This window comes from Poseidonocella pacifica (assembly GCF_900111875.1).
Classification (GTDB): Bacteria; Pseudomonadota; Alphaproteobacteria; order Rhodobacterales; family Rhodobacteraceae; genus Poseidonocella; species Poseidonocella pacifica.
On record NZ_FOJU01000002.1, the window covers coordinates 330,704 to 343,526 of the forward strand.

A 12,823-nucleotide genomic window follows, 5' to 3' on the forward strand; every position below is an offset into this window, starting at 1 on the left:
CGAATCAGCCCTCCCGCTTCTCTAGATTGGTCATCACTGTGTAGAACACCCAAGAGATGAGCAGGATCACCAAAAAGTACATCAGTGAGAATGCCGCCGCCGGGCCAAGGTCAAACTGTCCCAAAGCCATTTTCACAAGATCGATGGAAAGGAAGGTGGTGGCATTTCCGGGGCCGCCGCCCGTCACGACGAAAGGCTCGGTATAGATCATGAAGCTGTCCATGAAGCGCAGCAGGATCGCGATCATCAACACACCCATCATCTTGGGAAGTTCGATGTAGCGGAAAACCTTCCACCGGCTGGCCTGATCAATTTTGGCCGCTTGATAATAGGCATCCGGGATGGATTGCAGGCCCGCATAGCCCAGCAACGCCACAAGCGACGTCCAGTGCCACACATCCATAACGATAACGGTGATCCAAGCGTCAACCGCATCCTGCGTGTAGTTGTAATCAATCCCAAGCGCCGCGAGCGTATAGCCCAGCAAGCCGATATCGACCCGGCCAAATATCTGCCAGATCGTCCCGACGACGTTCCACGGGATGAGCAACGGCAAGGACATGAGCACAAGACAGAAGCTGGCCCAGAAACCTTTTTTCGGCATGTTCAGCGCGACAAAGACCCCGAGCGGCACTTCGATGGCAAGGATAATCGCGGAGAATGCGAGTTGCCGCCAAAGAGCGCTCCACATCCGGTCCGAATGCAGGAGTTCCTCGAACCAACCGATGCCCCACCAGAAGAACTGATTGTTGCCGAAGCTGTCCTGCACGGAGTAATTCACCACTGTCATCAACGGGATGACGGCAGAGAATGCCACGAGAAGAAGCACCGGCAGGACCAGAAACCACGCCTTTTGGTTGACTGTCTTTTCCATCAGGCCGCCTCCCCGTTCACACGCCAGTCGTCGGCGTAGACATTCACATGCGCCGGATCAAAGACCACGCAGGTCTTGTCTGCGCCGATGTCTTCACCCTCTTCCGCAATGATATTGAGCGCCTGACCCATAAACTCGGCGCGCACGATCTTGTGCCGGCCAACATCTTCGACCCGGCGCACCTTGACCGGTAGCCCCTCATCGGACAGCCGCGCGAATTCGGGGCGTATCCCGATCTGGACGTTCCCCTGAACGCCGCCATAGGCCCGGCCCAATGCGATCTCGTTTCCGTCGACATAAGCCTTCGTCCCGTCGATACGCGCCGGCAGCAGGTTCATCCCCGGCGAGCCGATAAAATAGCCTACGAAAGTATGCTCCGGGCGCTCAAAAAGCTCCTGCGGTGTTCCAATCTGAACCACACGGCCGCCATGCATCACCACGACCTTGTCGGCAAAGGTGAGCGCTTCGGTCTGATCGTGGGTTACATAAATCATCGTGTGACCGAATTGATGGTGCAGCGCCTTCAACTGGGTTCGAAGCTCCCACTTCATATGGGGGTCGATCACCGTCAGCGGCTCATCAAAAAGCAGCGCGTTCACGTCTTCGCGGACCATCCCGCGCCCGAGGGAGATTTTCTGTTTGGCATCCGCAGTCAGCCCGCGCGCCTTGCGGTCAAGCTCGGCCTCCATGCCGATCATCTGAGCAATACTGTTGACCCGCTGGGCGATGTAATCCGCCTTGGCGCCTCTGTTGCGCAGCGGGAAGGCAAGGTTATCGCGCACCGTCATGGTGTCGTAGACAACTGGAAACTGAAAGACCTGCGCAATGTTGCGCTCCGCCGTCGGGGCGTGGGTTACATCCTGCCCGTCAAACAAGATCCGGCCCTGGCTTGGCTGCAACAGCCCCGAGATGATGTTGAGCAGCGTGGACTTGCCGCATCCCGATGCGCCCAGCAGCGCGTAGGCCTCACCATCCACCCAGTCGTGGTTGAGTTCCTTGAGCGCGTAGTCATCCTCGCTCGCCGGATTGGGCAGGTAGGAATGCGCGAGATTGTCGAGCGTGATCTTGGCCATCGTCCCCTCCTCCTCAGGCGGCTAGCGCGTAGGCCGCAGGGGCAACAAGCGCACCATCCTCGGCAAAGACATAGACATGGGCGGGATCGAGAAACACCTCGAGTTCCGCGCCCAAACTGAGGTCGTGAACCCCCTGCACCAACCCGACCCAGCGTTCGCCGGCGTGGTCGAGGTGCACGAATGTTTCCGACCCGGTAAGCTCGGTCACGACGAGCGTGGTGCGAAACGCGACCGCTTGGCCGGTATGACGCCCAATCTCCAGATGGTTGGGCCGGAAGCCCGCGATGTACCGCCCATCGGGCAACGCCGAGAGCTGGTCCGTCGCGGGGGCCTGTTGCCCTTCGCCAAAGTGAAGCACACTGCCCGACTTGGTGACCTTGAGGAAGTTCATCGGCGGATCGGAAAACACACGCGCGGTCGTGGAATCCACTGGCTGGCGATAGACCGACGGGGTCGGTCCGAACTGTGTTACCCGGCCCTCCCAAAGCGTGGCCGTATTGCCGCCAAGAAGCAGCGCCTCTTCCGGTTCGGTCGTCGCGTAGACAAAGATCGCGCCGCTTTCCTCGAAAATCTTGGGGATCTCGACCCGCAGCTCTTCACGCAGTTTGTAGTCAAGGTTCGCCAGCGGCTCATCAAGCAGAACGAGCCCCGCACCTTTCACCAGCGCCCTCGCCAAAGCGCACCGCTGCTGCTGCCCGCCCGACAATTCCAATGGCTTGCGGTCAAGCATGGGGGACAACTGCATCATTTCAGCGGTCGACTTTACCGCGTGGTCGATCTCGGCCTTTGAACGCCCCATCAGGCGCAGGGGCGAGGCGATGTTGTCGTAAACCGTCATCGACGGGTAATTGATAAATTGCTGATAGACCATGGCAACGCGGCGGTCTTGCACCCGCATACCGGTAACGTCCGCGCCTTCCCAGATCACCCGGCCCGTAGTCGGAACATCGAGCCCCGCCATCAGACGCATCAGGGAGGTCTTCCCCGCCGACGTCGGCCCGAGAAGCACGTTCATCGTGCCCTTTTCCAGCGTTAGGGTGGTGGGGTGAATATGGGTTTCCGCCCCTGCCTGCTTCGATACCCCGTCAAGTATCAGCGTCATGTTCTTCCCCCAAAATTCACCTCGGCGCGGCGTTGCTTCATCCAGCCGTCGAGCCGCGCGACTTGCTCCGCATCGAGCCGCAACCCAAGCTTGTTGCGCCGCCAGATCACATCCTCTGCCGACCGCGCGAACTCCCGCTCCATGAGCCAGTCAATTTCGCGTGCCGTAAGTGTCGCGCCGAAGGCCTCACCAAGATCCTCGGCCTGCTTGGCATCCCCGAGCATATCACGGGCCTCGGTGCCATAGGCCCGAAACAAGCGCCGCGCCCAGAAATCCCCGAGAAACGGAAAATCCTTCTTGAGGCCCGCCATCATGGTATCGACAGCCGAAACCTCGAAATCCCCTCCGGGAAGTGCAACGCCCGCCGTCCAGGCCCCCTTGGTGCCCGGAAACAGCGGCGCGATCTTTTCCAAGGCATGCTCGGCGAGGCGTCGATATGTGGTGATCTTGCCGCCAAAGACATTGAGAATCGGCGCGCCTCCGTTGTCGTCGAGCTTGAGCGTATAGTCCCGGGTGGCCGCGGTGGCGCTGCTGGCCCCGTCATCATAGAGCGGGCGCACACCGGAATAGGTCCAGACGACATCCGCGCGCGTGACCGGACGCTTGAAGTACTGCGATGCGAAATTGCACAGGTAGTCCTGCTCGGCTTCGGTACAGACGGGTTTTTCGTCGGGATTTTCGTGTTCCTGATCCGTCGTCCCGATGAGGGTGAAATCCGTCTCGTAGGGGATGGCGAATATGATGCGACCGTCAGTGCCTTGGAAGAAATAGCACTTGTCGTGATCATAGAGCCGCTTGGTCACGATGTGACTACCCCGGACGAGCCGCACACCCTCCTGACTGTTAAGTCGCACCTTGTTCTGAATCAGATCGCCAACCCACGGGCCGCCCGCGTTGACGATCATCCGGGCGCGATGCGTCACCTGTTCGCCCGTTTCCAGATCCTCGGTGGTGATCTGCCAGATCCCATCGGCCCGCGTGGCCGAGATGACCTTGGTACGCGTCATGATACGCGCCCCACGGGCCTCCGCATCACGCGCGTTGAGCACTACAAGCCGGGAATCCTCCACCCAGCAATCGGAATATTCGTAGGCCTTCTCGAACTTTGACTGGAGAGGCGCGCCCTCGGGCGATGAGCTCAGATCAACCCGGCGCGTTCCGGGTAGGATCTTGCGACCACCCAAGTTGTCATAGAGGAAGAGTCCAAGGCGGATCAGCCACGCGGGCCGCCTGCCCTTCATCCATGGCATAACCATATTGAGCAATTTGGACGTGGGCGTCTCGCTCTCGAAACGCATGTCGCGATGGTAGGGCAAGACAAAGCGCATCGGCCAGGAAATGTGCGGCATTGCCCGCAGCAAGGTTTCCCGTTCAATCAGCGATTCCCGCACCAGCCTGAATTCGAAATATTCGAGATAGCGCAATCCACCGTGGAAAAGCTTGGTCGAACTGCTGGATGTGGCCGATGCCAGATCGTTCATTTCGGCGAGACGAACGCTCAAACCACGACCTGCGGCGTCGCGCGCAATCCCACAGCCGTTGATCCCGCCGCCAATGACGAAAAGATCATCTACATGTGTTGAAGTCTCGGCTTGCGACGACAATCGGACCTCCCCTTCCAATGTTCGCTTTGACGCGTACCGAACCACGAGGCGCGCGACTCGTCAATGGTTTGCGTTCGTTTTTTTTCGTTTTCCACGCTTTGATTTTCGGCCATACTCGCTCGCAGGTCGCCCGGGGAGGGGCGACGGGAGAAGAAACATGGCTCAGACCTTCCGGCATCCGGAAATTCTAGAAATCGCAAGACAGCGCGGAAAGGTGGTCGTCGAAGACCTCGCCGCGCATTTCGAGGTAACGGTCCAGACGATCAGGCGGGATCTTGCGGAACTGGCCGAGGCCGGCAAACTCGAACGGGTTCACGGCGGGGCAATCCTCGCATCCGGGGTCGCCAACATCGGCTACGAAGAGCGGCGGACCCTGCATACCGAAGCAAAGGCTGAAATCGCACGGCGTTGCGCTCGGGATATCCCGGAGAACTGTTCCGTCTTCATCAACATCGGGACGAGTACAGAGGCCGTGGCGCGTGAGTTGCTCTATCACCGCAATCTGATGGTGGTGACCAACAACATGAACGTCGCCAATATCCTCGCGGGCAATCCCAACTGCGAAGTGATCGTGGCGGGCGGAACATTGCGCCGGTCCGATGGCGGGCTGGTTGGCAATCTGACCGTCGACACGATCCGCCAGTTCAAATTCGACCTCGCGGTGATTGGCTGCTCGGGGCTCGACGAAGACGGCGACATGCTCGACTATGACATACAGGAAGTAAACGTCAGCCGGACGATCCTGAACCAGTCACGCCGGGCGTTTCTCGTCTCCGACCACTCGAAGTTCCAACGCTCAGCCCCGGCACGAATTGGCCCGATCTCTGAACTTGATGCGCTCTATACCAACAAGCCCCTACCCGGCGCGCTTGCGCAGAAATGCATCGAGTGGGACGTGGATGTCATCCTGCCCGAACCCGAGATGCACGCCGCGTCTGGGAAAGCCGCCAGATGAACGCCACGAGGAACAGCGCCGTCAGGATCAGCACGATGGTGGGCGCTGGTGCGCTGTCGATGAAGAAGCTGAGATAGGTTCCAGCCAGCATTGCCCCGGCACAGACGAAGGTTGCGACGACAAGCATGGCACCGAACCGGCGCACCACAAGAAACGCGATTGCCCCCGGAGCGATCAACAGTCCAACCGCAAGGATAAGCCCAACCGCCGAGAGGGTCGCCACGATGGTGAGGGACAGCGCCGCCAGCAATCCGTAGTGCAACCAACCGACGCGAAGCCCGCTCGCGCGCGCCTGCGTTTCGTCGAAGGCAAGCAGCAGCAGGTCGCGCCAGAAAAGCCCTATTCCCACCGCCACCACCAGTGCAATGGCAACCGAGGTCCACAGGTCATAGGCCCCGACCCCAAGCATGTTTCCGAAAAGAATGTGATCAAGGTGTTGTCCACTATCGACCGCGACAAAGAGGACGATACCGATCCCGAACATCCCCGAAAAAACGACACCCATCACGGTATCGGCCTTCACACGGCTGTTTTCCGCCAGATATCCAGTCCCGATGGAACAGAGCATTCCCGCCGCAAAAGCCCCTATGATCAGCGGAAACCCAAACACATAGGCGAGCACGATACCGGGGAGGACCGCATGGCTCACCGCGTCCCCCAAAAGAGCCCAGCCCTTGACCACCAGAAAACACGAGAGCAGCGCGGCTGGGATGGAGACGATCAGCGAGATCAGGAATGCGTTCACCATGAAGGGGAATTGGAACGGCAGGAGCAATTCCGTCATCGGAGAGCCTCCCGCGCATTTCTAAGGGCGGCGAGGTGGCCATACTTCGGCGCAAACAGGAAGGCCGCGAGAAAGATCAGCGTCTGAAGGGTCACAATGATCCCGCCAGTCGCGCCATCTAGGAAGTAACTCGCATAAGCACCGACAAAACTGGTAAGTGCGCCAATCACGACGGACAGCATGATGAGACGCGGGAACCGGTCACATAAGAGATAGGCCGTCGCGCCGGGTGTAACGACCATGGCGATCACGAGAAAGGCCCCGACGGTCTGCATCGCCGCCACGACGCAGGCTGAGAGCAGGACGAAGAACAGCGCCTTGAGCAGGCCCGGACGCAGGCCAATAGACCGCGCATGGGTCTCATCAAAGAAGGTGACCATGAGATCGCGCCATTTGAGCAGCAGGACAAAAAGCGAAATCCCGGCAATCAGCACCAGTTGGAGCGTATCGCCCGGGGTGATGGCGAGAATGTTCCCCATGGTGATGCTCTGAACGCTGATCGCCATCGGGTTGATCGAGATGAGGAAGAGACCGAGGCCAAAGAAGGCCGTGAAAATAAGCCCGATGATCACGTCTATCTTGAGGCCCGAGCGCTCTGACAGGAACAGCATGGCTCCGGCTGCCAAACCGCCCGAGATGAAGGCGCCCAGCGCAAAGGGCAGACCCAGCATGTAGGCCCCCGCAACCCCCGGAACCACCGAGTGCGAAAGCGCATCCCCGATGAGCGACCACCCTTTGAGCATCAGAAATGCAGACAGGAAGGCACAGACCCCGCCGACGAGCGCGGAGACGAACATGGCGTTCGTCATGTAGCCATAAGCGAATGGCTCCAGCATCAGGCACCCCCCTCTCGGGTGTGCGTCTTGTCACCGTATTGCACGAAGGGTCGTTCGTCGTCAGTGAAGATTGTCACCGCGCGGGCGTCTTCATCGTCATGCAGATCTTCGCCGCCCAAGGTCACATGACGAAGCACACCGCCAAAGGCCGCCTCAAGGTTCTTGCGGGTGAATGTGGTCTCCGTCGGCCCATAGGCGAGCACGGTTTCCTTGACGAGGATCGTTCGGTCGCAGAACTCCGGTACGGATCCGAGGTTGTGCGTCGAGACGAGCATGACCCGCCCTTCGTCGCGCAACTCCCGCAGGAGAGCAACAATCTGATCCTCGGTCTGGACGTCGACGCCGGTGAAGGGTTCATCAAGCAGGATGACTTGCCCTTCCTGAGCCAGAGCGCGCGCGAGGAAAACGCGCTTGCGTTGCCCGCCGGACAATTCCCCAATCTGCCGCTTGCGATAGGCTGTCATGTTGACGCGTTCCAGCGCGGCATCCACAGCGGCATGATCCGTACTTTTCGGGCGGCGCAGGAACCCCATGTGCCCGTAGCGGCCCATCATCACCACATCTTCGACCAGCACCGGAAAGGCCCAGTCGACCTCCTCGGACTGCGGGACATAGGCCACAAGATTGCGGCGCAGTGCGTCCTTGACGCTCATTCCCAAGAGTTGGATTTCTCCGTGGCCTGCCGGGACAAACCCCATGATGGCCTTGAACAAGGTCGATTTGCCCGCGCCGTTGACGCCCACAAGCGCGGTGACCGTCCCGCGCGGAATCTCGAACGTAGCGTTTTTGAGCGCGGTATGGCCGTTGCGATAGGTGACAGTCACATCCCGCGCGACAATTCCCGCCCCCTCTAGGTCAAACGGACTCATTCGGCTCTTCCTTCCAGCCCGTCGGCGATGGTGCTGGCGGTGACTCTCAGCAGGTCAAGGTATGTCGGCACAGGGCCGTTCGCTTCGCTCAGCGAGTCCACATAGAGAAGCCCGCCAAACTCTGCTCCGGTTTCACGGGCAACCTGTTGGGCGGGGCGCGGACTGACCGTGCTTTCACAGAACACCACGGGAATATCGTGATCCCGGACCCCGTCGATAACCGCGCGCACCTGCTGCGGCGTTCCCATCTGATCCGCGTTCATTGGCCAGAGGTACAATTCCTGAAGGCCAAAATCACGTGCGAGATAGCTGAACGCACCCTCGCAGGTCACCAACCAGCGCTTGTCTTCGGGAATGCTCTGCACACGATCGCGCAGAGGGCCGAGTGCCGCGCGCAACTCTTCTTTATAGCGCGTGGCATTCGCCCCGTAGGTTTCCGCATTTTCGGGATCATGTTCGGTGAAAGCCTTTGCGATGTTGTCGATATAGATCTCGGCGTTAGACAGGCCCATCCACGCATGAGGATTTGCCTTCCCCTCATAGCTGCCGCTGGAAATGGGGATGGGATCGATACCCTCGGAAAGCGTGACTGCCGGTACATCGCCGAGATTACGCAGAAACTGCTCGAACCACAGTTCGAGGTCCAGCCCGTTGCGCAACAAAAGGTCCGCGTCGTGCACCCCGACGATATCACGGGGCGTGGGCTCATAGCCGTGTATCTCCGCGCCGGGCTTCGTGATCGAGACGACCTCTGCGGCATCGCCCGCCACGTTCCGCGCCATATCGGCAAGGACAGTGAAGGTCGTTGCGACCTTCATCTCCGCTGCGGCGGGCGCGGCGAACAGAATTACAGTGAACGCAAGCAAGCGGGTCATCGATATCTCCATGCGACATGCGCCTCGCACCTGTAGATGCAACTCATTCTCAAAAGTCAACATAGTTGCGATCTATTCTCATTAAAGACCCAAAGCAAACCCCGGCTCGCACTAACGCAAGCCGGGGCCCGAAATTCAGTTCAGCGCTTTGTCGGTGATTTCGTGCGTCCACGCGCCCACCGGCTCTTTGGTGATGACCGGATCAGACCCCCCCGAAAGCAACGATTGCACCGTACGCTCATAATCAGCGGTATCGAGTGCGCCATTGGAACCGGAGGTCAACTTGGCGACCTCACCCATCATGCGGATCTGATGCTCTTCGGTCTGGGCCCCTGTCATATCGTTATCGAGCACGATCATCGCGGCATCTTCGGGGTTCTCCTCTGCCCATTTCCACCCCTTCATGGAGGCACGAACAAAGCGCGCCATCGCATCGACAAATTCGGGGTCTTCTAGCCGGTCTTCAAGCACATAGAGCCCGTCCTCAAGCGTCGCGACGCCCTGATCCTCATACTTGAAGGTGATCAGCTCATCCTCCGAAATCCCCGCGTCGATCACCTGCCAGTATTCATTGTAGGTCATGGTGGAGATGCACTCGGCCTGCTTTTGCAGGAGCGGGTCGACGTTGAAGCCTTGCTTGAGCACGGTCACACCGGCATCGCCGCCGTCGGTGGGAATGCCAAGCTGGCTCATCCAGCTCAGGAAGGGGAACTCATTGCCAAAAAACCAGACCCCAAGGGTTCGTCCCGGAAAGTCTTCGGGGCCGGTGATGCCGGTTTCTTGCAGGCAGGTCAGCATCATGCCCGAACTCTTGAAAGGCTGAGCGATGTTGACGAGCGGCAGACCCTTTTCGCGTGCGGAGAGCGCCGCCGGCATCCACTCGACGGTCACATCGGCCCCGCCGCCCGCGATCACCTGGGTGGGGGCGATGTCTGGCCCGCCGGGTTTGATCGTGACGTTGAGATCCTCTTCTTCGTAAAAGCCCTGATCTTGCGCGACGTAGTATCCCGCGAATTGCGCTTGCGTCACCCATTTGAGTTGCAAGGTGATGTCATCCGCAGCGGAGGCGCCGCTGGCGAGCAGGCCAAGCGCTGTGGCCCCGAGCATTGCCGTTGTTTTCTTCATTGGTAGTCTCCCATGTTGTACAGACCGTTTCGGTCCTTTTGTCATTCACGCTGGGAGGGGTGCCAGAAGGTCAACACGCCTTCTAAAAGCGCCACCGCCCCATAGAAAATCGAGCCTACGACTGCTGCAACAACGATTTCAGCCCAGACAAGATCAAGTGCAAGCTGACCGACGGAGGTCGAAATCCGAAAGCCCATCCCCAGCACCGGTGAGCCGAAAAATTCAGCAACGATCGCCCCAATCAATGCGAGGGTCGTGGTGATCTTGAGCCCGTTGAAAATGAAGGGCATCGCCGCGGGCAGACGCAGCTTGAACAGCGTTTGCCAGTAGCTTGCCGAATAGGTCCGCATGAGGTCGCGCTGCATGGGCTCGGAAGCCTTCAGCCCTTCGACCGTGTTCACGAGCATCGGAAAGAAGACCATGATGACAACGACTGCCGCCTTGGATTCCCAACCAAAGTTGAACCACATGACCATGATCGGCGCGACACCGACAATGGGGAGCGCCGCCACAAAGTTTCCCACCGGAAGAAGGCCGCGCTGTAGAAACGTCGACCGGTCGATGGCAATGGCGGTGAGCAACGCCGTGCCGCATCCCATGACATAACCGGTGAGCGCCCCCTTGAAGACGGTCTGCACGACATCCGCCCAAAGGATACCCCCGCTGGTCGCCATACGCGCGGCAATCGCGCTTGGCGGCGGCAGAATGACGGAAGGCACGGCGAAGAGATGCACCGCCAGCTCCCAGAGCACCAGAAGGGTCAAGCCGAATAGCGTCGGAGCAGCCATGCGCGCCAACCGGGACTCATGCCCCGCGACCCACGAATTCACGTGCCAAGCGACGAGCCACACGCCCACCAGCAGCGCCAGAGAGCGGTCGATCAATGCGGCGGCGACGAACGCCGCAACCGACCAGACTATTTTGCTCATCCCAACAGGCCGCGCGAAGGGAATCTGCTTAAACATGATCGCACCGCCATGGAAGAGCCCGGCCGGGGATGCTTCGCGCCGCGAATGCCGCGCCCCTGCCCTTCGATATCCTCATCGTGCCATGCCCATACGTGTGAGTGTCCGTTTCTGCACAGCGCCCACAATCCCGACGAGAACCGCCGCCAGCGCCGCTGCGGCAAAGAGAGCGGCCCAGATCTGTGCCGTTTGCCCATAATAGCTTCCTGCGAGAAGGCGCGCGCCAAGGCCGCCTTGCTGGACCGGAAGTTCCCCGACGATGGCCCCGACGAGCGATGCCGCCACTCCGACCTTAAGGGAGGCAAAGAAATAGGGCATCGATGCAGGAAGGCGCAGTTTCCAGAACGCCTGCGCCGGACCGGCGCTGTAGGTCCGCAACAGATCAAGTTGCATCGCATCGGGGCTTCGCAGCCCCTTCACCATGCCAACGACGACAGGAAAGAACGACAAATAGGCCGAAATGATTGCCTTGGGCAGCAGGCCCGAGATGCCAATCGAGTTGAGCACGACGATGATCATCGGCGCGATGGCGAGAATGGGAATGGTCTGGCTGGCGATGGCCCATGGCATGACGCTCTTGTCCATCGCCCGGTTATATACGATCCCGACCGCGAGAAGCACCCCTGCGCCAGTCCCGATGGCAAAGCCCACCATGGTCGCAGAAAGCGTCAACCACGCATGATACACGAGGCTACGTTGCGAAAGTGACCCACTCTTGATGAGGCCCCGGCGCCCTTGGGTTTCCTCTACCCATGTGCTTTGCCAGATTTCTGCTGCGACCTGATGCGGCGCGGGAAGTTTGGGACGTGATTGCGAAAGCGTCTGACCCACCAGTTCGGAAAACCCAAGCTCAGTGCCCGCGCGTGCGGCCTGATCCCGTGCCCAAGCCGCGTTCAGCCCCACGGCCGCGACATACCAGATCACGAGGATCACGGCGACTACGGTAAGCACCGGACCGAGGTTACGCATCCTGATGGCCCGCCCGAAGGCCCTCCCGCACCCGATGCGCCACCGCGATGAATTCCGGCGTGTCGCGAATGTCGAGCGGCCTCTCCTTTGGCAGGGGGCTTTCGATGATATCGGTGATCCGCCCCGGTCGCGGGCTCATCACCACGATCTTGGTCGACAGATAGACGGCTTCGGGAATGGAATGTGTCACGAACCCGATGGTTTTCTCTGTGCGCGCCCACAAAGCCAGAAGTTGTTCATTCAAGTGATCGCGGACAATCTCATCCAGAGCACCGAACGGCTCGTCCATAAGCAGAATGTCGGCGTCAAATGCCAGCGCCCGCGCGATGGACGCGCGCTGCTGCATCCCACCCGAAAGCTGCCAGGGGTATTTCTTCTCGAACCCGGCCAGGTCGACCAGTTCAAGCACGCGCGCGACCCTGTCGGCCTGCTCCGCCTTGTCATAACCCATGATTTCCAGCGGAAGCCGGATGTTTCCCCCGATCGTGCGCCACGGATACAGACCCGCAGCCTGAAAGACATAGCCATAGGCCCGCGCCCGCCGCGCCTCGTCCGGGCTCATCCCGTTGACGGTTAGAGTGCCGCCCGTCGGGGTTTCCAGTGCCGCGATGCAGCGCAAGAACGTTGTCTTGCCACAGCCCGAGGGACCGATGAAGGAGACGAATTCACCCTTGCCGATAGCGAGATCCACGCCCTTGAGTGCGTGAATCGGCCCATCCGCGGTCTGGAACGTGAGATCGACATTTCGCGCTGAAATGATGTTTTGAACGGGAGCCGCCATGGGTTGGGTTT

General features: G+C 59.9%; 13 protein-coding genes. 1 reads left to right on the forward strand and 12 read right to left on the reverse strand.

What is annotated here, in order from left to right; translation table 11 throughout:
- Positions 1-4: 4 nt before the first annotated feature.
- The 4 genes from BM234_RS06730 to glpD are packed head-to-tail and all read right to left on the reverse strand — an operon-like array spanning position 5 to position 4,653.
- Positions 5-874 (reverse strand): carbohydrate ABC transporter permease, encoded by an 870-nt coding sequence (locus BM234_RS06730; RefSeq protein ID WP_092062195.1) that lies wholly within the window; start codon positions 872-874, stop codon positions 5-7.
- Positions 874-1,947, reverse strand: a complete 1,074-nt coding sequence (locus tag BM234_RS06735; protein WP_092062198.1) for an ABC transporter ATP-binding protein — start codon at positions 1,945-1,947, stop codon at positions 874-876. The genes BM234_RS06730 and BM234_RS06735 overlap by 1 nt, the downstream gene beginning before the upstream one ends.
- A 13-nt stretch (positions 1,948-1,960) precedes the next feature.
- Positions 1,961-3,049, reverse strand: coding sequence for an ABC transporter ATP-binding protein (locus BM234_RS06740; protein ID WP_092062200.1), 1,089 nt, complete (start codon positions 3,047-3,049; stop codon positions 1,961-1,963).
- On the reverse strand, positions 3,046-4,653 hold the full coding sequence (glpD, locus tag BM234_RS06745) for a glycerol-3-phosphate dehydrogenase (protein ID WP_092062203.1): 1,608 nt from the start codon (positions 4,651-4,653) through the stop codon (positions 3,046-3,048). Before glpD ends, BM234_RS06740 begins: the two co-directional genes overlap by 4 nt.
- 157 nt (positions 4,654-4,810) lie before the next feature.
- Here glpD and BM234_RS06750 point away from each other — a divergent pair, with 157 nt between their 5' ends.
- The gene (locus BM234_RS06750) at positions 4,811-5,608 is read left to right on the forward strand and encodes a DeoR/GlpR family DNA-binding transcription regulator (RefSeq protein ID WP_092062206.1); all 798 of its coding nucleotides are present in this window, start codon (positions 4,811-4,813) and stop codon (positions 5,606-5,608) included.
- Here BM234_RS06750 and BM234_RS06755 read toward each other — a convergent pair.
- From BM234_RS06755 to BM234_RS06790, 8 genes are all read right to left on the reverse strand, one after another.
- Positions 5,556-6,392, reverse strand: coding sequence for a metal ABC transporter permease (locus tag BM234_RS06755; protein ID WP_092062210.1), 837 nt, complete (start codon positions 6,390-6,392; stop codon positions 5,556-5,558). The genes BM234_RS06750 and BM234_RS06755 overlap by 53 nt on opposite strands.
- Positions 6,389-7,228, reverse strand: a complete 840-nt coding sequence (locus tag BM234_RS06760; protein ID WP_092062213.1) for a metal ABC transporter permease — start codon at positions 7,226-7,228, stop codon at positions 6,389-6,391. Before BM234_RS06760 ends, BM234_RS06755 begins: the two co-directional genes overlap by 4 nt.
- Positions 7,228-8,097: a manganese/iron ABC transporter ATP-binding protein gene (locus BM234_RS06765; RefSeq protein WP_092062216.1), complete on the reverse strand. Its 870-nt coding sequence runs from the start codon at positions 8,095-8,097 to the stop codon at positions 7,228-7,230. Before BM234_RS06765 ends, BM234_RS06760 begins: the two co-directional genes overlap by 1 nt.
- Positions 8,094-8,972: a metal ABC transporter substrate-binding protein gene (locus tag BM234_RS06770; protein WP_245752536.1), complete on the reverse strand. Its 879-nt coding sequence runs from the start codon at positions 8,970-8,972 to the stop codon at positions 8,094-8,096. The genes BM234_RS06765 and BM234_RS06770 overlap by 4 nt, the downstream gene beginning before the upstream one ends.
- Positions 8,973-9,107: 135 nt before the next feature.
- Positions 9,108-10,097 carry an ABC transporter substrate-binding protein gene (locus BM234_RS06775; protein ID WP_175501214.1) on the reverse strand — a complete coding sequence of 330 codons (990 nt, stop codon included), beginning with the start codon at positions 10,095-10,097 and terminating at the stop codon, positions 9,108-9,110.
- A gap of 41 nt (positions 10,098-10,138) precedes the next feature.
- Positions 10,139-11,026, reverse strand: coding sequence for an ABC transporter permease (locus tag BM234_RS06780; protein ID WP_092063253.1), 888 nt, complete (start codon positions 11,024-11,026; stop codon positions 10,139-10,141).
- Between the two features lie 111 nt (positions 11,027-11,137).
- Positions 11,138-12,031: an ABC transporter permease gene (locus BM234_RS06785; protein WP_092062222.1), complete on the reverse strand. Its 894-nt coding sequence runs from the start codon at positions 12,029-12,031 to the stop codon at positions 11,138-11,140.
- Complete coding sequence (locus BM234_RS06790) at positions 12,024-12,812, reverse strand: ABC transporter ATP-binding protein (RefSeq protein ID WP_092062225.1); 789 nt, start codon at positions 12,810-12,812, stop codon at positions 12,024-12,026. The genes BM234_RS06785 and BM234_RS06790 overlap by 8 nt, the downstream gene beginning before the upstream one ends.
- Positions 12,813-12,823: the final 11 nt, after the last annotated feature.

Bases quoted from the DNA above. Each gene is read 5' to 3' on its own strand.
- BM234_RS06730 (WP_092062195.1), bottom strand. From the start codon at position 874: ATGGAAAAGACAGTCAACCAAAAGGCGTGGTTTCTGGTCCTGCCGGTG.
- BM234_RS06735 (WP_092062198.1), bottom strand. From the start codon at position 1,947: ATGGCCAAGATCACGCTCGACAATCTCGCGCATTCCTACCTGCCCAAT.
- BM234_RS06740 (WP_092062200.1), bottom strand. From the start codon at position 3,049: ATGACGCTGATACTTGACGGGGTATCGAAGCAGGCAGGGGCGGAAACC.
- BM234_RS06750 (WP_092062206.1), top strand. From the start codon at position 4,811: ATGGCTCAGACCTTCCGGCATCCGGAAATTCTAGAAATCGCAAGACAG.
- BM234_RS06755 (WP_092062210.1), bottom strand. From the start codon at position 6,392: ATGACGGAATTGCTCCTGCCGTTCCAATTCCCCTTCATGGTGAACGCA.
- BM234_RS06760 (WP_092062213.1), bottom strand. From the start codon at position 7,228: ATGCTGGAGCCATTCGCTTATGGCTACATGACGAACGCCATGTTCGTC.
- BM234_RS06765 (WP_092062216.1), bottom strand. From the start codon at position 8,097: ATGAGTCCGTTTGACCTAGAGGGGGCGGGAATTGTCGCGCGGGATGTG.
- BM234_RS06770 (WP_245752536.1), bottom strand. From the start codon at position 8,972: ATGACCCGCTTGCTTGCGTTCACTGTAATTCTGTTCGCCGCGCCCGCC.
- BM234_RS06775 (WP_175501214.1), bottom strand. From the start codon at position 10,097: ATGAAGAAAACAACGGCAATGCTCGGGGCCACAGCGCTTGGCCTGCTC.
- BM234_RS06780 (WP_092063253.1), bottom strand. From the start codon at position 11,026: ATGAGCAAAATAGTCTGGTCGGTTGCGGCGTTCGTCGCCGCCGCATTG.
- BM234_RS06785 (WP_092062222.1), bottom strand. From the start codon at position 12,031: ATGCGTAACCTCGGTCCGGTGCTTACCGTAGTCGCCGTGATCCTCGTG.
- BM234_RS06790 (WP_092062225.1), bottom strand. From the start codon at position 12,812: ATGGCGGCTCCCGTTCAAAACATCATTTCAGCGCGAAATGTCGATCTC.